This is a genomic window from Aurantiacibacter marinus, assembly GCF_001021555.1.
Lineage (GTDB): Bacteria > Pseudomonadota > Alphaproteobacteria > Sphingomonadales > Sphingomonadaceae > Alteraurantiacibacter > Alteraurantiacibacter marinus.
In genome coordinates this window covers 170,122-194,029 of sequence record NZ_LDCP01000002.1, presented here as the reverse complement: position 1 = coordinate 194,029, position 23,908 = coordinate 170,122, and the positions used below count along the sequence as shown (strand labels likewise).

Genomic DNA, 23,908 nt, shown 5'->3' with positions numbered 1-23,908 from the left:
GATCAGATATGCAAGGCGCGGCCGTATGCGGCCAGAACGCTCTCGTGCATCGATTCCGAGATGGTCGGATGCGGGAATACCGTGCCCATCAGCTCCGCCTCGGTCGTCTCCAGCGTTTTGCCGATGGTGTAGCCCTGGATCATCTCGGTCACTTCTGCGCCGATCATATGCGCGCCCAGCAATTCGCCGGTTTTGGCGTCGAACACGGTCTTGGTGAAGCCCTCGGCCTCGCCAAGAGCGATGGCCTTGCCGTTGCCAATGAACGGGAACATGCCGACCTTTACCTCATGGCCCGCTTCCTTCGCCTTGGCCTCGGTCATGCCGACGCTGGCGATTTGCGGGTGGCAGTAGGTGCAGCCGGGGATCGCATCGCGGTTGAGCGGGTGGGGGTGCACATCCTTGTTGCCCATTTCCTGCGCGATGGCTTCGGCACAGGTAACGCCTTCATGGCTTGCCTTGTGCGCCAGCCAAGGGCCGGGGGTGCAATCGCCAATCGCCCAAAGGCCCTTGGACTTCGTGCGGCCATAGGGATCGATCTGGATGAAGCCGCGGTCCATTTCCACCAGCTTGTCCGCGCCGATATTCTCGGTGTTGGGCATGATGCCGATGGCGGTGATGCAGTGGGAGAATTCGCTGGTTTCGACCTTGCCATCCTTGGCCTTGATCTTGGCAGTCACGCCCTTGTCGGTCACCTTGATGTCATCAACACCAGCGCCGGTCATGATTGTGATGCCCTGCTTGGTCAGGCTTTTTTCAAGGAAGGCGGACACGTCCTTGTCTTCCACCGGAACCACCCGGTCGAGCATTTCGACCACGGTAACATCGACGCCCATGTCATTGTAGAAGCTGGCAAATTCAATACCGATTGCGCCGCTGCCGATGACCAGAAGTTTCTTCGGCATTTCCGGAGGTGTCATGGCGGTGCGGTAAGTCCATACGCGCTTGCCGTCTGCTTTCGCGAACGGCAGGTCGCGGGCGCGCGCTCCGGTGGCGACGATCACATGTTTCGCGGTGAGCTTTTCCTCACCCTTGTCGCCTTTCACGGAAAGGCTGGTCGGGCCGGTCAGCGTGCCCTCCCCCATGTGTACCGTTATCTTGTTCTTCTTCATCAGGTGCGCGATGCCAGAGCTAAGCTGCTTGGCAACGCCGCGGCTGCGCTTCACGACAGCTTCCAGATCGGCCTCGATCGTGCCTGCGATTTTCAGGCCGTAATCTGCGGCGTGCTGCGCGTAATGCAGGATTTCAGCAGAACGCAGCAGCGCCTTTGTCGGGATACAGCCCCAGTTGAGGCAGATCCCGCCGAGGTTTTCACGTTCGACAATGGCGGTTTTCAGGCCAAGCTGCGCGCAGCGGATCGCCGCAACATAGCCGCCGGGGCCGGAACCGAGAACGATGACGTCGTAATTGCTGTCTGCCATTTTGGTACTCCAACTGTATTCCGCTCACCCTGAGCCTGTTGAAGGGTGCGCAGGTTTATTACGTGTATCCTAGATATCAACCGCCCGCGGCTTGCCCGCGTCATCGATCGCAACGAATGTGAATTTGGCCGAGGTGACGATTTCGTCCTCTTCAGAATGACGTTCCCGCCGGTATGCATCCGTGGCGATCACCATGCTGGTGCGCCCGACATGGGTGATCTCGGCATAGACGGAGACTTCGTCCCCCACCTTCACTGGCTTGTGAAACTCGACGCCGTCCATTGCAACGGTAACCGCCCTGCCCTTTGCCCTGCGGGCCGCGACAAGACCCGCGCCGGAGTCCATCAGGCTCATCAGCCAGCCGCCGAAGATGTCGCCATATGCATTGGCATCGGCGGGCATGGCGACTGTGCGCATGGCGGGGTCACGCGACACAACGGTGCCTATGCCACCAGCCCCAGCGGTGCCTCGATCATTTCCTTGAAGGCTTTCATTAGCTGCGCGCCGTCTGCGCCGTCGATGGCGCGGTGGTCGAAGCTGCCGGTGGCGCTCATCACGGATGCGATTTGCAAGCTGTCATCGACGACATAAGGGCGCTTGTCGCCCGCGCCGATGGCCATGATCATGCCCTGCGGCGGGTTGATGACCGCTTCGAACTGCTTGATGCCGAACATGCCCATGTTGGAAAGGCTGGCGGTGCCGCCTTGATATTCCTCAGGCGCGAGTTTGCCGTCCTTGGCACGCGTGGCCAGGTCTTTCATCTCGGTCGAAATCTTGCTGATCGCCTTGCTGCCCGCATCGGTGATGATGGGGGTGATAAGGCCATTGGGAATGCTGACAGCAACCGACACATCGGCGCGGCTGAACTTCAGCATGGAATCGCCAGCGAACTGCACATTGCAGGCAGGCACGGCTTCCAGTGATTTGCCCAGCGCCTTGATCATCAGATCATTGACCGAGAGCTTTACGCCCTGCGATTCCAGCGCAGCGTTCAATTCGCCGCGCAGTTTGAGCAGTGCATCGAGGCGGATATCGACCGTGAGGTAGATGTGCGGAACGGTCTGTTTGGATTCGGTCAGGCGGCGCGCGATGGTTTTGCGCATGCCGGAAAGCTTCTCGACCTCGTGCGGGATGCCGAAATCTTGTGCTTCGACCGGTGCGGCAGCAGGGGCCGGAGCAGCGGCAGGAGCGGCGGTGCTGGCGGAAGCAGCGGCAGCTGGTTTCGCGCTGTCCACATCGGCCTTCACAATGCGGCCATTGGGGCCGGAGCCTGTCACGCCGGCAAGGTCGATACCTTTCTGTTCGGCAATGCGCTTTGCCAATGGGGATGCGATCACGCGATTGCCCGGGGATGCCGCAGGTGTAGGTGCAGGCGTTGGCGCAGATGGTGCGGTCGCAGCAGATGGCGCTTCCTCAGCAGCAGCCGCAGCAGGCGCGGCGGAAGCGCCATCGCCAACCGGAGCCACGCTGCCAGCATCTTCGCCCTCTTCGGCCAGAGTTGCGATTACCGTGCCAACAGCCACCCCTTCGGTGCCTTCATCGACCTGGATGTGCGCAATCACGCCTTCATCCACAGCTTCGAATTCCATCGTAGCCTTGTCGGTCTCGATCTCGGCCATGATGTCACCGGCGGAAACACTGTCCCCAACCTTCACAAGCCATTTGGCGAGGGTGCCCTCCTCCATCGTGGGTGAAAGTGCGGGCATCTTGATGGCAATCGGCATGGGTGAAGCAGGCTCCCTTATCTGCTAGCTGGTCTGCTATTATTTCTGCTGGCGTTCTTGGCCAATTTGCGCCGCTGGGGCAAGGCATCTTGCGTATGAAGCCAAATGGCTGGATACCCAAGGCTTGGGACGGGGAAATACGAATGCGCGTTTATCTGGTCATCGTTGACGAAACCGAAGAGGCGCATGTGGCGCTGCGCTTCGCATCGCGCCGTGCGGCGAAAACCGGCGGCATGGTGCATCTGCTCGCCCTTGTGCCGCGGCAGGCCTTCAGCGCCTTTGGTGGTATTCAAGCGACAATCGAGGAAGAGGCGCGTGACCGTGCCGAAGTACTGGCCAATTCTGCCGCTGGCGAACTAGCCTATGAAAGCGGAAAGATGCCGCAAATCGCGGTCCGCGTCGGAGACGGCAAGGACGTCATTTCCGATTATCTGAAAGAGCACCCGGAAGTTGCCGCTCTCGTGCTGGGAGCGGCCCCGGAGGGTGCACCGGGACCACTGGTATCGCACTTTTCTGCGCATGCAGGTGCCCTGAGCTGCCCGTTGTTTGTCATTCCGGGCGGTCTGTCGAACGAGGAAGTCGATCGCCTGAGTTGACAGTCAGGTGAGCGTTCCGCGCGTCGGATAATCATTATCCAGCGTGTAATCGATGCCTTGCAGCAGCTCGTCCAGCGGCGGGCGTGTGAACGGTGCGCTTTGCACGACCGAAAAATGCAGCGACATGTTTGGCTTCACCAGAAACAGCGCAGGCTCCGAAAAAATCTTCGGCTCTTCGCTGCCTTCGCGTTTGCCGGAAATATACAGGCCCCATTGCCGGGCCTGATCTTCGGTCAAGCTATGTACCAGCGGCAAGTCATGCGTTTCCCAATCGGAATCGACGACCATCGCGCGGTCTTCGCTATCCATCGAAATCGCGAATGCATTGACACCGCGGGAAGTGAAATCCTCCAGCCGACCGCCAATTTCTTCCAGATAGCGTTTGCAAACCGGGCAATGTTTGCCGCGGTAGAACACCAGCATGGTGTAGTTTTCAGGTTCCTGCCTGGACAGGTGAAAACGGGCATCTATGGTCAGCGGAAGCTCAAGATCGGGAACCGGTTGGCCGGGGGTTAACATGTAAATTCTCCTTTCCCAACCAATGGATTGGCAGGGCAAGGCGTTCCGTCATTTCTTCTTGCGACCCTGATGTCGTATGTTGCCAGGGCGTCCACGCGGGCCGACCTGATGCTTGCCTTGTTTGTCTTTCCGGGGGCCATTCTTGAACGAACGGTCCTTTCGCGGCGCTGGGCGATCTCCGCGCGGCTGCACCTTCTGGCCGCCATCGCCATCGGGCAGCTCAAACTTCAGCGCTCCGGTCAGTGGATTGGCCTCCCCCAACCGCAGGTCCAGCGTATCGCCAACCGCAAACTTCGTGCCGCTATCGCTACCGATCAGTGCGCGGGCAGCGTCGTCATGGCGGAAATATTCCCGGCCAAGCGTGGAGATTGGCACAAGCCCATCTCCGCCCAGACCTACGATGGTGGCGAAGAAACCGAAGCTTTGCACCCCGGTGATACGCGTAGGGAAAACTTCGCCGACGCGAGCGGAAAGCCATGCGGCGACATAGCGGTCGACTGTGTCGCGCTCTGCCTCCATTGCGCGCCGTTCAGTGACGCTTATGACATCTGTGATCTTGCTCAAATCGTCTCGGTCACGGTCGGCAAGGCCGCTGGAATCGGGAATAGCTCCCTTGGGCGCGGGCAGTTCCAGCCCGAAGCCATCCACCAGTGCGCGGTGGACAAGCAGATCGGCATAGCGGCGGATTGGCGATGTGAAATGCGCGTACGAACCGAGTGCGAGGCCAAAATGGCCGGCATTCTGGGGCCCGTAGTAAGCCTGCGTTTGGCTGCGCAGAACAGCCTCCATTATCAACGCCTTTTCAGACGGATCGGCGATATCCTTCAGCATACGGTTGAACAGGCCGGGGGTGATGACCTGCCCCAGTGCGAGGTTCTTTCCGATGGCATCGAAATACTCTCGCAAGGCAATCAGTTTTTCGCGGGAAGGCGGTTCGTGGATGCGGTACACAACGGGCTGGACCTTGCTTTCCAGCGCCTTTGCCGCCGCGACATTGGCGGAGATCATGAAGTCTTCCACCACCCGGTGTGCATCCAGCCGTTCGCGGACCGCGATTTCCTCGATTTGCCCTGCTTCGTTCAGCACAACGCGGCGTTCGGGCAGATCAAGATCGAGCGGGTCGCGGTCGGCGCGGGCGGAGGCAAGCAGCTTCCATGCGGCCCAGAGGTTTTTCAGATTATCGCCAGCGGTTTCCTCGTCAATACGCTGCTGGGCGACTTCATAGGCCACCGTTTCCGCAATCCGCACGATAGCGCGGGTGAAGCGCCAGTTGCTGATCTGGCCCTTTTCATTGATAGTGAAGTGGCAGGCCATCGCCGCTCGGTCTTCGCCTTCGCGTAAGGAACAGACATCTGCGGACAGCACTTCAGGAAGCATCGGCACGACGCGGTCGGGGAAGTAAACGGAGTTGCCGCGCTTGCGGGCCTCCCGGTCAAGCCTGCTTCCGGGACGCACATAGTAAGACACATCGGCAATCGCGACGAGAGCCTTGAAGCCGCCCTTCCCGTCCGGCTCGGCCCAGATCGCGTCATCATGGTCGCGCGCATCGGCGGGGTCGATAGCGACGATGGGCAAATGGCGAAGATCTTCACGTTTCTCTTCGTGCAGCGGCAGTTTCGCGGCCAGTTCAGCCTCGTCCAGCACGTCCTGAGGGAAAGTGTGCGGGATGCCGAATTTGTGGATGGCGATGAGGCTGTAACTTTTCGGCGCGAGCGGATCGCCCAGCACCTCTATCACTTTCGCGCTGGCATTGCGCCCGCGACCGGCAGGTTCGGCAAGCACCAGTTGGCCGGCCTCTGCCCCGCCTTTGTCGCTGACTTTGGTGGACGTGCGGATCTTCTTGTCGACGGGCGCAAGCCATGCCTGGCCACCCTTGTCGATCTCGATCACGCCCAGCATTGCGCCCTCTTCATTGGGCAGCTTCTTCATCGGGTGCGCGATGAAGCCCTTCCCGGCCTCTTCAGTGCGCGCAAGGATGCGATCGCCCACTCGGAGAGCTGCCTGCTTCTTGCGTTCGATCACGCGCAAGCGCGGCGGCGCGGCGCCATCATCGGGCTGCCAACTTTCGGGAACGGCGACGGGTTCGCCCTCGTCGATCTCGACAATGCGCAGGACGGTGACTTTGGGCACGCCACCCATCCGGTGAAACGCAGTTTTGCGGCCATCGATCAGGCCTTCCTCGGCCATGTCTTTAAGCCGCGCCTTGAGCGCGATCTTTTCCTGCCCTTTCAGGCGGAAATGTTTGGAAATCTCGCGCTTGCCAGCAGGGCCATCGGCGTTCTTGATGAACTCCAGAATCTGGTCCTTGCTGGGAAGACCTTGGAATTTGCGGGTATTGGGACGTTTCTGCATGGCCCGCTATATGGGGGCTTAGTCCTCTGTGTCGATGGGCAGCGGATAGAAACCCCCGCCGGGGACTGCGCTGGACACCGGGCTTTCGGAACCATCCGACGCTACTGAGCTAACGCCGAATATCCAGTCATCGCCTCGCTGCGCTACCAGTTCAACCGACAAACCTTCATCACTGGTGAGGATCACTGTCGCATCGGATTCAACCGACGCGCTGCCTGACGTCCGGTACTCATCCATGGCTTCTGTTCCCGTGTCGACGGTAAGAACCGGTTCGTTGCCCCAATAAGCTTCATCAGTCCGGCGTCGATATATGCGATAAGCTGCAACATCAGGGGCGCTATCCCATTGCAACAAGGTCGATGTCCGCACCGCACCTGCGGCTGTCACAACCGGTGGCATCGGTGCACGCGCCAGCACATCTGCAGCGCGCACGTTCAGGCGTGTCACCTGCGCGAGATATGGAAAATCCATCTCGTCGGCAGTGTCGCCATAGGTCACGCCGTCTTCGACCCGCAGGTCCTGATGCTGGTGGTCGTAATCCTCGATGGCGACCGACAGGCGGATGGCTGGATAGCCACGATCCAGGAATGGCAAATGGTCACCACCGCGCCCCATACGGTCGCTTCGCCATGTCTGGCGAACATCCAGCCCGCCTTCGGTCCGCTCTGCCAGTGTATCCAGAAAACGCGAAAGGTTGCGGCTTGGCGAATCATTCGCCCCGCCGCGGCTGCGCATTGCGGCGCGGGTTGCGTCGTCAGCATCGGCGCGCACGCCTTCTGAGAATACGCGTACATGATCGGCATCGCACACACCGTCCGACCCGCATGATCCGCCGACAACATCATTGTTGAGCACGGCCTTCACCGTCCAGCCCTGCGAGGTCACATAATCGGCCAACACGTTGCCGCCGTACAGGCCCTGTTCCTCGCCAGAGAGAAGCGCGTAGATAATGGTGGTGGGATATTGTCGCTGGCTGAGTGCTCGCGCAGCTTCCAGTACCAGCGCGCTGCCGCTGGCGTTGTCATTCGCGCCGGGGGCTTCAACATCTGCGTCCATGACGTCAGATCCGCGGCTGTCGATGTGGCCCTGGATAATGACGACTTCATTGGGCCGTTCGCTGCCCCACTGGATCGCTAAAGCGTTACGGATCAGCACAGGCTCCGGAATACGCCTGCCGCTTCGCATATCCTCTACGAATAGCGTTTCAAGGCAATCGCCGCACGCAACGCTGGCCTCGTCAAATTCTGCCCTGCCCCAATTGAGAGCAGCACCAATACCGCGCTCCGGATCGTCGTAGCTGGAAAGCGTGTGGCGCGTACCGAAGGAGATCATTGTCTCGACATTGGACTGCAATCGCTCCTGCGAAACGGGAGCGGCGGGGTCATCCTGCGCGGTGGCGGGAGCGATGGGAGCGGCGATAACTGCCGCAGTCATAAGAAGATAGCGCATAGCAAGGGTCGTCGCGCAATTTGCGGCATATGGCAAGCGGGGCGATTGCACGTGATCGAATGCACCACTAAGCTTTAGCTTTACAGCCTGATTGAAGGCTCTTGGGGGACACATCAATGAAGCATATCGCAATCGCACTCGCCGCAACCACGATGCTTGCGACACCAGCTTTCGCGCAGGTGAGCAATCTGGTCGGGCCGGTGATGGCGAACCCTACCGTTGAGGATATTGAGGAGCGCTGCCATTATTACGCCAGCTTGATCGACCTCAATCGCGATGCGATCATAGGCGATGCGGCCGAGCCAACCGTTGAAACGACACTGCAGCGTTACGACGACATCACCTCCACGGTATTCACAGGCCAGTTTGAAGGCGGCCTCTATGCGCAGGTGATGGGCACACCGGAACTGCGCGCGGCAGGCGGGGCCTGCGCGGCGCGAATCATCGGAATGCAGAGCGAAATCAGCCTTTCGCGACCGCTGTTTGAACGGCTCGAGGCGCTTGATGTCTCGGATGCCGATGCGACTACCCAGAACTATCATGCTGACATTCTCGGCCAATTCCGCCGCGCCGGCGTGGCACTGGATGATGCCGGGCGCGCCCGTGTGCAGGAAATCAACGATGCGCTTGCCGCACTCAGCGTGGAGTTCGCTCGGAACATCGCGGAAGACGGCCGCACAATCGAAATCGCTCCGCACGAGCTGGACGGTTTGCCACAAGACTATATCGACGCGCGCGAAGTCGGAGAGAACGGGATGATCACGATCACGACCGCTTCCCCCGATGTGAGCCCGATCCTGTCCTACGCAGTAAATGACAATCTGCGCCGCCGTGTTCTGGATGTTTATTCCCAGCGCGCGTGGCCAGCGAATGACGAAGTGCTGCGGCAGATATTCACTCTGCGCGGAGAGCTTGCCGATCTGCTCGGTTATGACAATTACGCCGAGCTGCAATTTGCCGAACGGATGCTAAATACCACGGACAAGGTTGAAGACCTGATCGTTGAAACCGAAGCCGCGGCCCGTCCGGTGGCAGAAGCGGATTACGCGCAGCTTTTCGCAATGCTTCAGGAGTTGCAGCCAGGTGCAGAGCAGATCGAGGCGCACCAGTTGGGCTGGCTTGCGCCCAAAGTGCAGCAGGCCAATTATGACTTCGACCGCCAGGAAGCGCGCGAGTATTTCCAGCATGACAACGTGCGTGACGGCATTTTTGCTCTGACGCAGCAGTTGTTCGGTGTGGAAGTGCGCAATTGGGATACGCCTGTCTGGCATGAAGATGCCGAAGCGTATGAGCTCATTGAAAATGGCGAGGTGATTGGCCGCTTCTATCTCGATTCCCATCCGCGCCCTGGTAAATACACCCACAACAATGTCGTACCGCTGTATGTCGGGACACCCGTTGATGGCATTCCAGTCGCGGCGCTTGTCCAGAATATGCCCGATGGACTCATGGAACACGGGCAGGTCGAAACCTTCCTGCACGAATTTGGCCATGTCCTGCATTTCATCTTCGGCAGCCGTCACCGCTGGGCTGGAACTAGCATGTTCACGGTGGAGTGGGACTTCATCGAAGCTCCGTCGCAGATCCTTGAAAACTGGGTTTACGATTATGACACTTTGGCCAGCTTCGCGGTAAACGCTGAAGGCGAGACTATCCCGCGCGATCTGGTGGAACGTATGAATGCGGTCCGTTACTTTGGGCAGGGTATGGGCGAGATGCGGCAGCTGGGCCTGACTGCGACATCGTATAATTTCTACACCCAGCCCATTCCAGGCGATTTGGGCGAGGCGGCGCGTGATTGGCAGCAGGATTACTCGCTGACGCCGATTTCTCCGACGCAGGAAATGCAGGCGGCGTTCGGCCATCTGGATGGCTACGGCGCGGCCTATTACACCTACGGCTGGTCCCGCGTGATTGCGGCCGAAATGTTCAGCCGCTTCCTTGCCGAAGGTATTACCAACCCGGAGACTGCGGCGGACTATCGCCGGCTGGTGCTGGAGCCGGGTGGCACCAAACCAGCGGCGCAACTGGTTCGTGATTTTACCGGGCGGACCATATCCTTCGACGCTTTCCGCGAAACTTTGGAGCGCGGCCTGCCGGGAGAATAGCCCAGCGACTTGGTGAGGAGCCCGGGCTTTACCGTCCCGGCGCTGCCGGCATCTCGCCATAGCGGTTGGGCCCATCCTGCGACTTCATCACGCCAAAACCGATCACAAACAACATGGCGAGCCAACCAGCAATGTTGGACCAATGTAGTGTCAATTGGGCCTGCAATCGCTCCATTTCAGCGGGGTCGGCGGCAGCGGCGAAAATTGCGCCCATGCTGTCTATCATTGCGATGCTTCCGCCGATTGCGATAATCTGGAGCGCTATCGGAACAAGCGCAAGATACCCGGAGAAGCCACCATCGTGCAGCCGCCGCACAAATGATGCTGCGAGCATCAGAATGAAGACCACTGAAATCGCTGCCGAGATATAGATCTGCGTCCCCATCGCATCCGCCATCCCGGTAAACATTTCTGCCTGCATCTGTTCCTGACCGGCACCGGACTGAGCCGCATCAAGTGCAGTTCCCATTCCAGCAATGATGAGCGGAATACTGGCTAGCATGCCGAGCACGAATTGCGCTACCACAAGAAAAAGAACGTACCACCAAAAGGTTGGCCGGCCATCGCGCCCGGAAAAGTCACCCAGTTTGCCGAAATTGTACTTGATGGCGTCGATCATCGAAATGGCCCCCCTTGGTTTTGTTCAATAAGCGCGTGCGACGTATATTCGCTCTACTGCAGGTTTTCCGGTGAAAATACAGCTGCCGTCTGCCGGCGGCGTGTTCATGGGCACATTGCGGAATGTCAGTTTGAGCGCTTTTAGCTGCGATATGACCGCCTCCAGCCCTTCCCCACTTGGCTTGGACCATTGCACTTCTACCCAGCCGGGACGGTGCTGATCTTCGCCGTAATATTCTGAAAGTCCGGCCATGTCGGTGATGTCGCGGATAATATTGGCTTCCCGGCGGTCGCGCGCCTCTGTGAATAGGCCGCTTTGCATCCCGGCAAGAATCGTGGGAACTGTTTGCGCCGCTGCTTCGCAGGTCGGATTTTCGAAGGCAGGTTTGCCGGTGTTGATATCCCACAGCGCATCACGGCGCAGCAGACTGACGACTCCATTTTCCATGTCGCGTCCGCCAACTTCGATGATAACCGGCGCGCCTTTCCGGACCCAGTCCCACCGTTTCGCCGCGGCCTTGCCCGGCCGCGTATCAAGAAGGACGCGCAAAGGTTCACCCAAGGCACTCTGCCCTGCTAAACTCGCGCGCAAGGCTTCACAGTATTCCAGTAGTGCAGCATCTTCAGGCTTATCCCGCAGCATTGGCAGAATAACGACTTGAAATGGTGCCAGTGCAGGCGGAACCCGCAATCCATCATCATCACCATGGGTCATGATGAGCCCGCCAACCATGCGGGTAGACATGCCCCAGCTGACCGTATGGCACAGCTCCTGGCCGCCTTCGCGATCTTGGTACCGGATATTGGCAGCCTCTGCGAAATTGGTGCCGAGATAGTGGCTGGTGCCTGCCTGAAGCGCCTTGCCATCCTGCATCATAGCTTCGATCGACCACGTTTCCCGTGCACCGGGAAACCGCTCATTTTCAGGTTTTTCTCCTGCGATAACAGGCAGAGCGACATCTTCTTCGGCAAACGCGCGGTACATTTCCAACGCGCGCATCGTTTCCACTTTCGCCTCTTCCGCAGTCGCATGGGCTGTATGCCCTTCCTGCCACAGGAATTCGCTGGTGCGCAGGAACATGCGAGTGCGCATTTCCCAGCGTACAACATTGGCCCACTGATTCAGCTTCAGCGGCAGATCGCGCCAGCTCTGGATCCAGCGGCTCATGGCGTCGCCAATGATCGTTTCCGATGTTGGGCGCACAACAAGCGGTTCTTCCAGCTTGGCTGCAGGATCGGGTACGAGGCCACCTTCTCCGTCGGCGATCAGCCGGTGATGAGTGACAACTGCCATTTCCTTGGCAAAGCCTTCGACGTGGGCAGCCTCGCGTTCAAAATTGGCCAGCGGGATGAAGAGCGGAAAGTATGCGTTTTGCACGCCAGCTTGTTTGATGCGGTCATCCAGCAAGCGCTGCATTCTTTCCCAGATCCCATAACCCCAAGGCTTGATCACCATGCAGCCGCGTACACCTGATTCTTCGGCCATATCGGCAGCTGAAATAACTTCCTGATACCACTGGGCGAAATCATCTTCGCGCTTGATTGAAAGGGCGTGGCGAATGGCGGACATGCAAAAACTTCCCCGGCTCGGACAAATGACAAGATTCTCCAATGACGCGAGCCATGCGCCGAGTCGAGAGGTTGGCGTGGGAAAATAGCGTGACTTGCGGGAAGCAAATCGCGCTAGTCGTCGATCTGATCGAGCTTTCTCTGCATTTCGGCCATCTGCGCTCGCAGCGAGTCGATATCGTCGCGGCCACTGTCATTGCCGGCTTTGGGAGCCGCCGCCGGAGCTGGCTGTTCCGCTGCACCCGGCATAAATGCCTGGGTGGCAGCCTGGAACATTGCCATGTTCGTTTCTGCCATCCGTGTCAGAGCATTCGTCCCCATGCTGGACTTGAATGCATCCTGCAGCTTGCTCTGGTTCGTTTCGAAATTGACCATCGCGGCTTCAAGGTATGGCGGCATCATCGCCTGCATAGAATTGCCATACATACCAATAAGTTGGCGCAGGAAGCTGACCGGCAGCATGTGCTCACCATTGGCCTCTTCCTCCATGATGATCTGCGTCAGGATGGAATGCGTAATGTCATTACCGGTCTTCGCGTCGAGGACCTGAAAATCGACATCTTCGCGGACCATCACAGCCAGATCGTCGAGCGTGATGTAGCTTGAAGATCGCGTGTTATAGAGCCGCCGGTTAGCGTATTTCTTGATAATCACGAGATCTGAGTTCTTGTCAGCCGTTTCGGCCATAGGGAATTACCTTAATTGCGTTACCCTGACTTAGCACTTGCAGCACGCAGTTTGCAATTGCGGTATGACAGCTGCGTTAACCCCGATCGAAACGCCGCCCCATCAACGTCAGGATTTCATATTGGGAAAGACCGCTGCTCTGCGCAAGCGCCGGCAAATCTCCAGGTAAGTCAATGAAATCACCTTCTTCTGCATCGCTACCTGTAAGATCGACCACGATCATGTCCATTGATACTCTGCCAAGCACAGGAAGGAGGTCACCGGCATGTTGCAGCGCACTTCCGGGGCCCATCGTCCTTAAAAATCCATCGGCATAACCGATAGATACAGTGCCAACACGCGTTGGCTGCCGAGCGGTCCAGAGGGCATTGTATCCGACCGAGTCGCCAGCAGTCAGTTGGCGCGTTTGAATTATCGCTGCCTGCGGGTAGGCGACCTGTGCGATATGCCCGGCCAGACCGGGATGCGCGATGCCGCCATACAATGCCAACCCCGGACGCGTCAGATCAAAATGATAGTCGGTCCCGAGCATGATCCCCGCAGAGTTTGCGAGGCTGAGGCGGCCTGCCTGCACCTGCTGCGTAGCCTGATGAAAAAGACCAAGTTGACGCGCGTTCTGGGGACTAGCCTCGTCTGCCGAGGCGAGGTGCGACATGAGTATGTCCACGTCGAGCGATTGCACCAGCGGATCGCCCAGTTCTGCCAGTGCCATGCCGAGCCGGTTGATGCCTGTGTCTACCATCAGATGACAGGTGCCGCCGCCGCTTTCAGTCCATAGCTTCGCCTGCCGCAGCGAATTGATGGTGGGGATCACTCCGGTTGCCTGTGCGAATGCGGCTTCTTCTGCATTGCGCACGCCGTGCAGCACGCTGATCGCGCTGCCCGCAACATGCTCCAGAACAGCGGCGACTTCGCTCCAGTGCGCCAGAAAGAAATGCCGAGAACCGGCGTCACATAATGCGGGGACGACGGCATCGACACCCAGGCCATACGCATCTGCCTTCACTGCCGCGCCAGCCATGGCTTCGCCAGACAGACGGTCCAGCGCCCGCCAGTTCGCCGCCAACGCCATCCGGTCCAAACGCAGACGCAAACTGCGGGGTGGTTCTTCAGGCAGAGTCATCAGACAGGGTCATCTTTGAAGTCTTCCGGCGGTCCGCCTTTCAGGCCCCACCCTGCGATAACTGCCCCGATCGCAACCACGACCCAAGTGTACCAGAGACCTGCGAAGATATCTCCTGTTCGCGCAACAATGAAGCCGGAGATGAGCGGGAGGAAGCCGCCCAGGAAGCCTGCCCCGAAGTGGTAAGGGATCGACATGGAACTGTACCGGATCTTTGGCGGGAACATTTCCGTCAACAGCGCGGCAACCGAGCCATATGTCAGCGCTGACAGGAACGCCGTAACCAGCAATATTCCAAGGATACCGATCAGATTGATCATCGGCGGGGACTGACGGGAAAAATCAAAACCCCTTTCGGTCAAAGCGCTCTGGATACCATTTCGCCTCGCAGTGCTATCTTCCAGCCATTCGTCTACGATTGTGATTTCCTCACCGCCAACCGACAATGAGAGGGTTTCCGCCGGAACGCGCTCATACCGCACTCCGCTGGAGGTCAGCGCTTCCAGGATGCTTCCGCAAGCAGTCTGTTCCCGATCGAACAGGTCAGCGAACGGATCAGTTGTGCATTCAGGGCCGGAGACGACGACAGGGTTGGCAGCAGCTGCCTCGGAAAGATTGGGGTTGGCCAGTTTGCCAAGGCCCCAGAACAGCGGGAATATCAGGATGAGCGTTAACAGCGCGCCGATCATGATGGGCTTTTTCCGGCCAACTTTATCGGACCATTTTCCGACAAGAACGTAAAAGCCCATCGACAGAAATCCTGCGATAAGCAGCACGGTTTCAACAATACTCTCTTCCAACCGCATATCGCGCTGGAGGAAAGACAGGCTGGAAAAAAACGCAGAATACCAGATTGTCGTAAGAATACCGGACACGCCAAAAGCAATCAGGATACGTTTCCTGTTTCCGGGGTAGGTGAAGCTTTCGACAAAGGGATTTCCCGACATGTTGCCTTCCGCCTTCATGGCGCGGAACACGGGACTTTCATTAAGCTTCAACCGCATCCACAACGAAATCCCGAGAAGGACGACCGAAAGGAGGAACGGCACGCGCCAGCCCCAATCGGCAAATTGTTCTTCAGGAATTAGCGCACGGCAAACCAGTACGACCACGATGCTCAGAACAAATCCGCCAACAACGCTGGCCTGAATGAAACTGGTGTAAAATCCACGCTTTTCGGGAGGCGCATGTTCAGCGACATAGATCGCCGCTCCGCCGTATTCACCGCCAAGTGCGAGGCCCTGAAGGATGCGCAATACGATGACGATGGCCGGTGCCCACAGGCCGATGCTCTCCGCGCTTGGCACAAGCCCGACCCCGGCAGTGGCAATTCCCATAAGCGTAACGGTGACCAGGAATGTGTATTTGCGACCGAGCTTATCGCCCAGGTATCCAAACAGGATCGCGCCCAGTGGACGGAAGCCGAAACCTATTGCAAAGCCCGCCCATACCAGCAGGATCTGCAGCGTTTCGTTATCGCTGGGGAAGAACGCCTGCCCGATTAGCGCAAACAGCGTTCCATAGATGAAGAAATCGTACCATTCGAAAATTGTACCGGCGCTACTCGCGCCGATAACGAGGCGAATTTCTTTCGCGCTGGGTTCGTGAATTACTTCTGCGGCAGTTTCCGCCATGCGTTCCCCCTGGGTTCGTAGCGGGGAGGGATTAGCCCGAAGCGGCCACACTGAAAAGGGCTGCCATAGCTGCCCTCCACGGAAGCAGTATTGCACCATGTCGTCCTTGGTACGCACGTGCTGGTTCGATCAGCCCGATATCGGGCCAGTCTGGCGCGGGACCATCGCTGCTGAGCCATGCCACTAGTGCGTTGTAGGAATTTTCGATTTGCGCCCCGCTTTTGCCCTTGGCGTGCCGCGCAAAAACTGCCGCGGCGGCCTGCCCGACTGCACAGGCCCGGACACGGAGCCCAAGCCGCTCAATGTGGTCCTGCGGATCGAGCTCGATGTCCAGATCAAGCGATGACCCGCAAACCTCAGACCGTGCGCTGCCATGAATGACGGCAGTGTAGATGCGTGGATGAATCGCCAGTTCCATCGCCGCACCGAGCATTTCAGTTGTATAAAGCTTCTCCACGCTCACGTCGCGGAAGCGCCTTCATCCTTGATCTCGGCACCGGTCAAGGCACGCGCGCGCCGCTCGGCGATGAGTTGAACCATTGCGCGAGAGCCCGCATCGACCAGTTGATAAGTGCGCGCTTCGGCAATCCAGACCGGGCGTCCTTTGGAGCCCCAGACCGTATCATAGCCGAGAACCAGCAGCGAAAATGCCAGAATTACAATGACAACGCCTTTCACAGCGCCGAAGCCAAAGCCCAAAACACGATCAATCGGACCCAGCACGGAATCGCGCGACTTGCGCCCGGCTATCCTCGCGATCAGCTTCATCGCCGCATAAGGTATCAACAAGAGCAGTGCGAATGCGAAAATGCTGGCCGTGATCGGCGAGCCCATGAATTCATAGATCGCAGCAGTAAGATCGGTGTGTAGATAACGAATGGCAAACACTGCCAGCAACCAGGCGAGAAGTGACAGGATTTCTTGCACGAAACCGCGCATGAAACCGCCTATGGCCCCCACCCCAACAATCAGGAGTACGATCAGATCAAAACCCGTCATGGCGCATTGTTTATGCGGTGGCCATCACCCGGTCAACGAGTGACGCCACGCCGCCAACATCAGTGTAGCGGAGTTTCTTCACTTCCTGCCCGCCATCCACTGGCCCGCTAGCGCTCTTGAAGCCTAACTTGGCCGCCTCTCGCAATCTTAGCGACGAATGTGCAACGGGCCGCACTTCGCCCGACAGAGAGACTTCTCCGAGCCAGATTGTGTCGGCGGCCAGCGGCTTGTCCGCCAAGGCAGAGACAAGCGCAGCGGCGACGGCGAGATCCGCTGCCGGATCCGACAGACGATATCCTCCGGCGACATTAAGATAGACCTCAGCAGTCGAAAAGCTCAGCCCGCAGCGCGACTCGAGCACTGCGAGCAGCATCGCCAGTCGCCCGCTGTCCCAACCGACAACTGCGCGTCTTGGTGTTGCGCCCGATTGAAGCCGTACGATCAGTGCCTGTATTTCTACCAGAACGGGACGCGTGCCCTCCATTGCAGGGAAAACCGCACTGCCTGCGATGGGTTCTTCCCGGCCGGAAAGGAACAGCGAAGAAGGATTGGAAACTTCAGCCAATCCGTGGCCTTCCATCGCAAAAACGCCAATTTCATCGACCGCACCAAAGCGGTTCTTGAGGCTGCGCAGGATGCGATATTGGTGGCTGCGCTCACCTTCAAAGCTCATCACGGCATCGACCATATGTTCGAGCACGCGCGGCCCGGCGATATTCCCATCCTTGGTCACGTGACCAACAAGCACAAGGCATGTGCCGGTTTCCTTGGCATAACGTATCAGTTCGAAAGCACTGGCGCGCACCTGGCTGACGGTGCCGGGCGCGCCGTCGATCATGTCCGAATGCATCGTCTGGATGGAATCGACGACCAGCAAATCGGGCGGAGTTCCCTTCCCCAGCGTCGTAAGAATATCGCGCACCGACGTCGCAGCAGCCAGCTTCAACGGTGCATCCGCCAGCCCCAACCTTTTGGCGCGCATCCTGACTTGGCCGGTCGCCTCTTCCCCGCTTACATAAACGACATCGCCGTCGGCCTTGGCAATTGCGGCGGCGGCTTGCAGCAGCAAAGTGGATTTGCCGATACCTGGCTCCCCGCCCATCAGGATGGCGCACCCCGGAACAAGCCCGCCACCCAAGGCACGGTCGAATTCGGCAAGTCCGGTGCTGCGCCGGTCCAGAGGTTTGGTGGGTGCATCCAGGGATTCAAACGCAAGCGCACGCCCACCGCTCGACAAATCATGTTTGGCAGTAAACTTGGTCTCCGGCGCTTCTTCCACCAGAGTATTCCACTCGCTGCAATCCGGACACTGGCCTTGCCAGCGCGAGGAAACGCCGCCGCACTCAGTGCAAATATAGCGTCTTTTGGGCTTTGCCATAGATTGCCGGTTAGCTGGAACAGAAAAGGAACACAAGCCGTGTTTGCAGCGGAGGATAGCTTCTTGCGCCCCCTAGGCATCCGGCGCTGCATCTGCCAATTATGGGGGAATGCGGCAAAAAGAACTCAGGATCGCGCTGGTTTGTTACGGCGGTGTCAGCCTTGCAGTCTATATGCACGGTGTCACCAAAGAGATTTGGAAGCTTGCACGGGCCAGCCGCAGTTTTCACAGCGCCGGAGAACAGCAGACTGACGGCGTAGAGGCGGTCTATCTGTCCTTGCTCAAAACCATTGAATCCGAATGTGAGCTGCGACTGCGGATGCTTCCCGACATAATTACAGGAGCAAGTGCAGGCGGCATCAATGCCGTGTTCCTCGCGCAGGCGATTCACTCGGGTCAGGATCTGGAGCCTCTGACGGAGCTATGGCTGGCAAATGCCGATGTTGAAAAATTGGTGGATGAGGAAGCGCGGCCGTGGTCGGATATTGCTGCGAAGCCGTTCATGCGGCCCTTCGTCTGGTATCTCAGCAACCGCCCCGGAAATGCGGTGAGCGAAAGCGTGGCGCTAGAAACCCGCGCCGAAGTCCGTCGCAAACTGTCAAATCTCGTGCGTGGCCGCTGGTTTGAGCCACCATTTTCCGGCGTTGGTTTTACCAAACTTCTCCATGATGCGCTGACAGCTATGGCTGCCGAGGAAGTGGACGAACCGCTCTTGCCGCCCGGTCATCCTCTCGATCTGCTTGTTACCGCTACGGATTATCGCGGCCATCGCGAGGTGTTGCGGCTCAACAGTCCGCCCATCGTTGAAGAAACCGAACACCGGATGCCGATCGATTTTCGTGTGCGCACGCCGGCAACCGGCGGGCAAAGCCTTGCGCATCTGTGCGAGCTCACATTAGCGGCGCGCGCCACTGCCAGTTTCCCAGGGGCGTTCCCGCCACTCCAGGTAAAGGAGATTGATGATCTTGCCGCCGGAGATTGGGCCAGTCGGGATCAGTTCCTACAGCGCATCATGCCTACCAATGTAGAGCGGGGGACGGTCGATCATGTTGCGCTGATTGACGGATCGGTGTTGGTAAACGCACCTTTCGAGGGGGCCATGGCGGGGCTGAGCGCGCGTCCGGCGCAGCGCGAGGTCGACCGCCGGTTTGTGTACATCGATCCCAGTCCGCGGCGGCCTGCATCGACAAGCGGAGACGATGTGCGGCCTGTCGGGTTTTTCGCCGCCATTATTGGTTCACTCTCTACCATTCCGCGCGAACAGCCGATTCGTGACAATCTGGAAGCGCTGGAGGCACAATCGCGAGAGGCACATAGCCTTCGCAAGATCGTGAATGCGCTGCGGCCCGAAGTGGAAAGCGCGGTTGAGAAGTTGTTCGGCAGGACGCTGTTTCTCGACCGGCCTTCCCCCAAACGGCTCGCTACCTGGCGGACCAAGGCACAGCAAGCAGCAGCGGAACGGGCAGGATACGCCTTCCATTCGTATGCGCAGGCCAAGCTCACCGGTATCGTCGACAGAATTGCAGAACTGGCGTGTACGGTTTCACCAGATGCCTTGCGCCCTGATTTCGATGCCTTGGCGATCAGGCTGCGTGCAGCGATTGATGCGCGCGGTCTTGATACGCTCAGCGCGCCGGGCGGCGGCGCTAGTGCCGAGGCGATTACCTTCCTGCGAGATCACGATCTGGGCTTCAGGATCCGCCGCCTCAGGCTGCTTGCCCGCCGATTGTCGCGTGAATGGGATGCTGACCCGGATATTTCGGACCAAGATTTGGAAGCCGCCAGAGAACAGGTTTACCGCGCGCTTTCGCTTTACAGTATGCGCGAAGACTTGGGCGCTCTAGGTCCTGATTTCCCGGCAATCGCTTCGCGCGGGTTAGAACATCCCGATGCGTTGCTTGATGCACTGGCACAGCGCAGATCGTTGCGGGAAACGGATATCGAGGCTGAAAAAATCCTCGCCGCGGCCTTGGAAGACATGTCCAAGGACCTGCGCCGGAGGGTGCTGTTAACGTATCTCGGTTTCCCCTTCTATGATGTCGCTACGTTGCCATTGCTGCGTAACGAAGGTCTGACTGAATCCGATCCGGTCAAGGTTGACCGGATCAGCCCGGACGACGCGCGCACATTGAGGGAAGGCGGCACGGCAGCAACTTTGCGCGGCACCGAATTTTATAATTTTGGCGCGTTCTTCAGCCGGTTTTATCGCGAGAACGACTACCTTTGGGGCCGCCTTCACGGCGCGGAGCGGATGATCGACCTCATCTGCTCTACAGTGCCAGGCGGTTTCGACGCTGCCCGTTGCGTATCAGTGAAACGCGATGCCTTTCTTGCAATTTGCGATGAGGAACAGCAACGCGGATTGTGCAACGCCGATCTGGTTGCCAAGCTGCGCGATGAAATCCTCGCGAAGCTGGGCTGACCTTATCCGCCGAACACATCTTTCAGCTTGTTCAGAAAACCGCGGCTTTCCGGGCATTCATCACCTGTTTCCGTTTCGCGGAATTCGCATAGGATTTCTTTCTGCCGAGCGCTTAGCCTGGTCGGTGTTTCGACCATCACTTCTACCACCAGATCACCGCGTCCGCGCCCTTGGAGTACAGGCATCCCGGCTCCACGTTTGCGCAGCTGCTTGCCTGACTGAATACCAGCGGGAATCTCGATAGAGTGAGTAATTCCGTCGAGTCCCGGAATATCAATCGTGTCGCCCAACGCTGCACTGGTGAAGCTAATCGGAATTTCGGTGAACAGAGCTGTGCCTTCGCGCTGGAATACCTCGTGCGGAGTCACGTGGACAAATATGTAAAGATCGCCTGCGGGTGCACCGCGTGGTCCCGCTTCGCCGCGACCCGTCATACGGATGCGGGTGCCATTGTCGACGCCGGCAGGAACTTCGACTTCCAGCGTTTGCGGGGTATCGACCCTGCCCTCGCCGCGGCAATCCATGCACGCTGATTCAAGAATTTCACCTGCACCATGGCAATTGGGGCATGGCCGTTCGATAACAAAGAAGCCCTGCTTGGCGCGTACCTTGCCTGCGCCGTGGCAAAGCTCACAGCGGCGGCGCGAGGTTCCCGGTTCTGCGCCGGTTCCCGTGCAAGTGTCGCAAGCGGTGGAAACTTCTACCTCGATTTGCGTGGTCTTGCCGTGGAAGGCCTCTTCCAGACTGACTTGCATATCATAACGCAGATCAGCACCGCGGCGCGGACGCGCGCGGCCACCACCACCGGCACCGCCACCAAAAGCGCTGCCGAAGATCGTTTCGAAAATATCGCCAAGATCACCGAAGTCCTGCCCACCCTGACCGCCGCCGGGCCCGCCGTTCTGGAAAGCAGCATGACCATAACGATCATAAGCAGCGCGCTTCTGAGGATCTTTGAGGATCTCATATGCAGCGCTGATCTGCTTGAAGTGCGCTTCAGCGTCGGCATCGCCCGGATTGCGGTCCGGATGATACTTCATGGCCTTTTTGCGATAAGATGCCTTCAGCGCCGCTGGATCCGCATCGCGGGCAACGCCAAGTAATTCGTAAAAATCAATTTCACCGGTGGACATTCAGGGACCCCCAAATCGAACCGCCACCGGCGCTTGTGGCGTCGGTGGCGGCTGCGCTTGTCAAAAGGCTGCTTAATCCTTGTTTTCGTCGTCCACTTCGGTGAACTCGGCTTCGACAACTTCTTCTTCTGAAGGCTTGGAAGCGTCTTCGCTGGCGGCCGCATCGGCAGATGCATCTGTACCTTCGGCCTGCGTCTTTTCGTAAATAGCCTGACCCATCTTCATGGCGACTGCGGTGAGCTTCTCGCTCTTTTCCTTCATTGCTTCGACTTCATCGCCTTCCAGCGCGGTCTTCGCTTCGGTGATGGCGGTTTCGATTTCGCCCTTGAGGCTAGCATCAATCTTGTCACCATTTTCCTCGATCTGCTTTTCGGTCGCATGGACCATGCTATCGAGGTTGTTGCGGACTTCGGCGCTTTCACGGCGCTTCTTGTCTTCATCGGCGAACTTTTCTGCGTCCTGCACCATTTGCTCGATGTCAGCTTCGTTGAGGCCGCCCGATGCCTGAATGCGGATCTGCTGTTCCTTGCCCGTGCCCTTGTCCTTGGCCGACACGTTCACGATGCCGTTGGCATCAATGTCAAACGTGACTTCAACCTGAGGAACGCCGCGCGGTGCTGGCGGAATGCCAACCAGATCGAACTGGCCAAGCATCTTGTTGTCCGCCGCCATTTCACGCTCGCCCTGGAAAACCCGGATCGTCACCGCGTTCTGGTTGTCCTCGGCGGTAGAGTAGACCTGCGTTTTCTTTGTCGGGATTGTCGTGTTGCGGTCGATCATGCGGGTGAACACACCGCCCAGCGTTTCGATCCCCAGCGAAAGCGGGGTCACATCGAGCAGCAGCACGTCTTTCACGTCACCCTGCAAAACGCCTGCCTGAATTGCTGCGCCCATGGCGACAACTTCATCGGGGTTCACGCCCGTGTGCGGCTTGGATCCAAAGAAGCCTTCGACGACTTCGCGGACCTTGGGCATGCGGGTCATACCGCCGACCATGATGACTTCGTCGATCTGGTCCTTGGTCACGCCAGCATCCGCCAGCGCCTTTTTACACGGTTCCAGGGTGCGCTTGATCAGATCGCCAACAAGCTGTTCCAGCTTGGAGCGGGAGATCGTTTCAACGAGGTGCAGCGGCGTAGAGCTGCCGCCTTCCATGCGGGCGGTGATGAACGGCAGGTTTACTTCGGTCGAGGCAGAGCTCGAAAGCTCGATCTTCGCCTTTTCCGCGGCTTCCTTCAGGCGCTGAAGAGCGAGCTTGTCGGTCTTCAGGTCCATGTTTTCCTTCTTGTTGAACTCTGCCGCAAGATATTCGACAATTACATTATCGAAATCTTCGCCGCCCAGGAAGGTGTCGCCATTAGTCGACTTCACTTCGAACACGCCATCCCCGATTTCGAGAACGGAGACGTCGAACGTGCCGCCGCCAAGGTCATAAACGGCGATGGTCTTTCCCTCGTCCTTGTCCATGCCATAGGCGAGTGCAGCTGCAGTCGGCTCATTGATAATGCGCTCGACTTCGAGACCTGCGATCTGGCCAGCATCCTTTGTGGCCTGACGCTGGGCATCGTTGAAGTAAGCAGGAACTGTGATCACTGCCTTGGTGACGGTTTCGCCAAGGTAGCTTTCCGCGGTTTCTTTCATCTTTTGCAGGATGAAGGCCGAAACCTGACTGGGAGAATACTCTTCGCCGCCCGCTTCTACCCATGCGTCACCATTCTTGCCCTTGACGATGTCATAGGGAACGAGATCCATGTCCTTCTTCGTAGTTGGATCGTCAAAACGGCGGCCGATAAGGCGCTTGATCGCGAATAAGGTATTGTCCGGGTTGGTTACGGCCTGCCGCTTTGCAGGCTGACCGATCAGGCGTTCACCATCTTTGGTGAAGGCTACGATGGAAGGCGTCGTGCGGGCGCCTTCGGAATTTTCGATAACCTTCGGCTTGCCGCCTTCCATAACGGAGACGCAGCTGTTGGTTGTACCCAGATCGATGCCGATAATCTTGCTCATTATTCCCCACTCTCTTTCATACGTTGGACGCTGCTCCTTCGGCCCCCCGCCATCCCGGCGAGACCTGTCGGCAGCTCAAAAAAGCTGTGTAACGACGCCGGATATAGGTGCGGTTTCGCTTGGCACAAGGTCCGCCAGCGCCTAGAAAATCAGCATTGTCGAAAGGGATAGA

At 58.4% G+C, this 23,908-nt stretch carries 19 protein-coding genes; 3 read left to right on the top strand and 16 right to left on the bottom strand.

The features are described from left to right. Positions 1 to 2 precede the first annotated feature (2 nt). From lpdA to AB731_RS07255, 3 genes are all read right to left on the bottom strand, one after another. The gene (lpdA, locus tag AB731_RS07265) at positions 3 to 1,418 is read right to left on the bottom strand and encodes a dihydrolipoyl dehydrogenase (protein ID WP_047093677.1); all 1,416 of its coding nucleotides are present in this window, start codon (positions 1,416 to 1,418) and stop codon (positions 3 to 5) included. 69 nt (positions 1,419 to 1,487) lie between these two features. Then, positions 1,488 to 1,835 (bottom strand): acyl-CoA thioesterase, encoded by a 348-nt coding sequence (locus AB731_RS07260; RefSeq protein ID WP_047093678.1) that lies wholly within the window; start codon positions 1,833 to 1,835, stop codon positions 1,488 to 1,490. A 26-nt stretch (positions 1,836 to 1,861) separates the two neighbouring features. Further along, positions 1,862 to 3,142, bottom strand: a complete 1,281-nt coding sequence (locus tag AB731_RS07255; protein ID WP_047093679.1) for a pyruvate dehydrogenase complex dihydrolipoamide acetyltransferase — start codon at positions 3,140 to 3,142, stop codon at positions 1,862 to 1,864. 143 nt (positions 3,143 to 3,285) lie between these two features. On the opposite strand from AB731_RS07255, the gene AB731_RS07250 reads away from it, so the two are divergent. Beyond that, positions 3,286 to 3,738, top strand: coding sequence for a universal stress protein (locus AB731_RS07250; protein ID WP_047093680.1), 453 nt, complete (start codon positions 3,286 to 3,288; stop codon positions 3,736 to 3,738). Between the two features lie 3 nt (positions 3,739 to 3,741). On the opposite strand, the gene AB731_RS07245 is transcribed toward AB731_RS07250, so the two are convergent. Genes AB731_RS07245 through AB731_RS07235 form a run of 3 tightly spaced genes read right to left on the bottom strand, consistent with a single transcriptional unit; the run spans position 3,742 to position 8,058 of the window. Next, positions 3,742 to 4,257, bottom strand: a complete 516-nt coding sequence (locus AB731_RS07245) for a redoxin domain-containing protein (protein WP_047093681.1) — start codon at positions 4,255 to 4,257, stop codon at positions 3,742 to 3,744. A 48-nt stretch (positions 4,258 to 4,305) separates the two neighbouring features. Next, positions 4,306 to 6,609, bottom strand: a complete 2,304-nt coding sequence (gene rnr, locus AB731_RS07240; RefSeq protein ID WP_047093682.1) for a ribonuclease R — start codon at positions 6,607 to 6,609, stop codon at positions 4,306 to 4,308. Positions 6,610 to 6,627: 18 nt separating this feature from the next. Then, the gene (locus AB731_RS07235) at positions 6,628 to 8,058 is read right to left on the bottom strand and encodes a M28 family peptidase (protein WP_047093683.1); all 1,431 of its coding nucleotides are present in this window, start codon (positions 8,056 to 8,058) and stop codon (positions 6,628 to 6,630) included. Positions 8,059 to 8,174: 116 nt separating this feature from the next. Between AB731_RS07235 and AB731_RS07230 the strand changes: the two genes are divergently transcribed. Next, positions 8,175 to 10,166: a M3 family metallopeptidase gene (locus tag AB731_RS07230; protein WP_052769000.1), complete on the top strand. Its 1,992-nt coding sequence runs from the start codon at positions 8,175 to 8,177 to the stop codon at positions 10,164 to 10,166. A gap of 28 nt (positions 10,167 to 10,194) precedes the next feature. On the opposite strand, the gene AB731_RS07225 is transcribed toward AB731_RS07230, so the two are convergent. The 8 genes from AB731_RS07225 to radA all read right to left on the bottom strand — a co-directional run bounded on the left by AB731_RS07225 (position 10,195) and on the right by radA (position 18,174). Continuing rightward, entirely contained in the window at positions 10,195 to 10,785 is a 591-nt protein-coding gene (locus tag AB731_RS07225; protein WP_052769001.1) for a DUF805 domain-containing protein, read from the bottom strand. 24 nt (positions 10,786 to 10,809) lie between these two features. Beyond that, complete coding sequence (locus tag AB731_RS07220) at positions 10,810 to 12,354, bottom strand: aminoacyl--tRNA ligase-related protein (RefSeq protein ID WP_047093684.1); 1,545 nt, start codon at positions 12,352 to 12,354, stop codon at positions 10,810 to 10,812. A gap of 113 nt (positions 12,355 to 12,467) precedes the next feature. Then, positions 12,468 to 13,040: a polyhydroxyalkanoate synthesis repressor PhaR gene (gene phaR / locus AB731_RS07215; RefSeq protein ID WP_047093685.1), complete on the bottom strand. Its 573-nt coding sequence runs from the start codon at positions 13,038 to 13,040 to the stop codon at positions 12,468 to 12,470. Positions 13,041 to 13,116: 76 nt separating this feature from the next. Beyond that, positions 13,117 to 14,163, bottom strand: coding sequence for an alanine racemase (alr, locus tag AB731_RS07210; RefSeq protein WP_047093686.1), 1,047 nt, complete (start codon positions 14,161 to 14,163; stop codon positions 13,117 to 13,119). Continuing rightward, a complete protein-coding gene (locus AB731_RS07205) occupies positions 14,163 to 15,797 on the bottom strand; it encodes an MFS transporter (RefSeq protein ID WP_047093687.1) in 1,635 nt (544 codons plus the stop codon). The genes alr and AB731_RS07205 overlap by 1 nt, the downstream gene beginning before the upstream one ends. Before the next feature lie 31 nt (positions 15,798 to 15,828). Then, positions 15,829 to 16,260, bottom strand: coding sequence for an iron-sulfur cluster assembly scaffold protein (locus AB731_RS07200; RefSeq protein ID WP_231638878.1), 432 nt, complete (start codon positions 16,258 to 16,260; stop codon positions 15,829 to 15,831). After that, entirely contained in the window at positions 16,257 to 16,796 is a 540-nt protein-coding gene (locus AB731_RS07195; RefSeq protein ID WP_047093688.1) for a CvpA family protein, read from the bottom strand. The genes AB731_RS07200 and AB731_RS07195 overlap by 4 nt, the downstream gene beginning before the upstream one ends. A gap of 10 nt (positions 16,797 to 16,806) precedes the next feature. After that, positions 16,807 to 18,174 carry a DNA repair protein RadA gene (gene radA / locus AB731_RS07190; protein WP_047093689.1) on the bottom strand — a complete coding sequence of 456 codons (1,368 nt, stop codon included), beginning with the start codon at positions 18,172 to 18,174 and terminating at the stop codon, positions 16,807 to 16,809. 109 nt (positions 18,175 to 18,283) lie between these two features. Here radA and AB731_RS07185 point away from each other — a divergent pair, with 109 nt between their 5' ends. Further along, positions 18,284 to 20,596 carry a patatin-like protein gene (locus tag AB731_RS07185; RefSeq protein WP_047093690.1) on the top strand — a complete coding sequence of 771 codons (2,313 nt, stop codon included), beginning with the start codon at positions 18,284 to 18,286 and terminating at the stop codon, positions 20,594 to 20,596. Positions 20,597 to 20,598: 2 nt separating this feature from the next. Here AB731_RS07185 and dnaJ read toward each other — a convergent pair whose 3' ends face one another. Together dnaJ and dnaK are read right to left on the bottom strand one after the other, a co-directional pair. Beyond that, the gene (gene dnaJ, locus AB731_RS07180) at positions 20,599 to 21,729 is read right to left on the bottom strand and encodes a molecular chaperone DnaJ (protein WP_047093691.1); all 1,131 of its coding nucleotides are present in this window, start codon (positions 21,727 to 21,729) and stop codon (positions 20,599 to 20,601) included. A gap of 72 nt (positions 21,730 to 21,801) precedes the next feature. After that, positions 21,802 to 23,736: a molecular chaperone DnaK gene (gene dnaK, locus AB731_RS07175; protein WP_047093692.1), complete on the bottom strand. Its 1,935-nt coding sequence runs from the start codon at positions 23,734 to 23,736 to the stop codon at positions 21,802 to 21,804. Positions 23,737 to 23,908: the final 172 nt, after the last annotated feature.

Bases quoted from the DNA above. Each gene is read 5' to 3' on its own strand.
- AB731_RS07235 (WP_047093683.1), bottom strand. From the start codon at position 8,058: ATGCGCTATCTTCTTATGACTGCGGCAGTTATCGCCGCTCCCATCGCT.
- dnaK (WP_047093692.1), bottom strand. From the start codon at position 23,736: ATGAGCAAGATTATCGGCATCGATCTGGGTACAACCAACAGCTGCGTC.
- radA (WP_047093689.1), bottom strand. From the start codon at position 18,174: ATGGCAAAGCCCAAAAGACGCTATATTTGCACTGAGTGCGGCGGCGTT.
- AB731_RS07195 (WP_047093688.1), bottom strand. From the start codon at position 16,796: ATGACGGGTTTTGATCTGATCGTACTCCTGATTGTTGGGGTGGGGGCC.
- AB731_RS07205 (WP_047093687.1), bottom strand. From the start codon at position 15,797: ATGGCGGAAACTGCCGCAGAAGTAATTCACGAACCCAGCGCGAAAGAA.
- AB731_RS07250 (WP_047093680.1), top strand. From the start codon at position 3,286: ATGCGCGTTTATCTGGTCATCGTTGACGAAACCGAAGAGGCGCATGTG.
- AB731_RS07225 (WP_052769001.1), bottom strand. From the start codon at position 10,785: ATGATCGACGCCATCAAGTACAATTTCGGCAAACTGGGTGACTTTTCC.
- rnr (WP_047093682.1), bottom strand. From the start codon at position 6,609: ATGCAGAAACGTCCCAATACCCGCAAATTCCAAGGTCTTCCCAGCAAG.
- lpdA (WP_047093677.1), bottom strand. From the start codon at position 1,418: ATGGCAGACAGCAATTACGACGTCATCGTTCTCGGTTCCGGCCCCGGC.
- AB731_RS07255 (WP_047093679.1), bottom strand. From the start codon at position 3,142: ATGCCGATTGCCATCAAGATGCCCGCACTTTCACCCACGATGGAGGAG.
- AB731_RS07245 (WP_047093681.1), bottom strand. From the start codon at position 4,257: ATGTTAACCCCCGGCCAACCGGTTCCCGATCTTGAGCTTCCGCTGACC.
- AB731_RS07260 (WP_047093678.1), bottom strand. From the start codon at position 1,835: ATGCGCACAGTCGCCATGCCCGCCGATGCCAATGCATATGGCGACATC.
- dnaJ (WP_047093691.1), bottom strand. From the start codon at position 21,729: ATGTCCACCGGTGAAATTGATTTTTACGAATTACTTGGCGTTGCCCGC.
- AB731_RS07185 (WP_047093690.1), top strand. From the start codon at position 18,284: ATGCGGCAAAAAGAACTCAGGATCGCGCTGGTTTGTTACGGCGGTGTC.
- AB731_RS07230 (WP_052769000.1), top strand. From the start codon at position 8,175: ATGAAGCATATCGCAATCGCACTCGCCGCAACCACGATGCTTGCGACA.
- alr (WP_047093686.1), bottom strand. From the start codon at position 14,163: ATGACTCTGCCTGAAGAACCACCCCGCAGTTTGCGTCTGCGTTTGGAC.
- phaR (WP_047093685.1), bottom strand. From the start codon at position 13,040: ATGGCCGAAACGGCTGACAAGAACTCAGATCTCGTGATTATCAAGAAA.
- AB731_RS07220 (WP_047093684.1), bottom strand. From the start codon at position 12,354: ATGTCCGCCATTCGCCACGCCCTTTCAATCAAGCGCGAAGATGATTTC.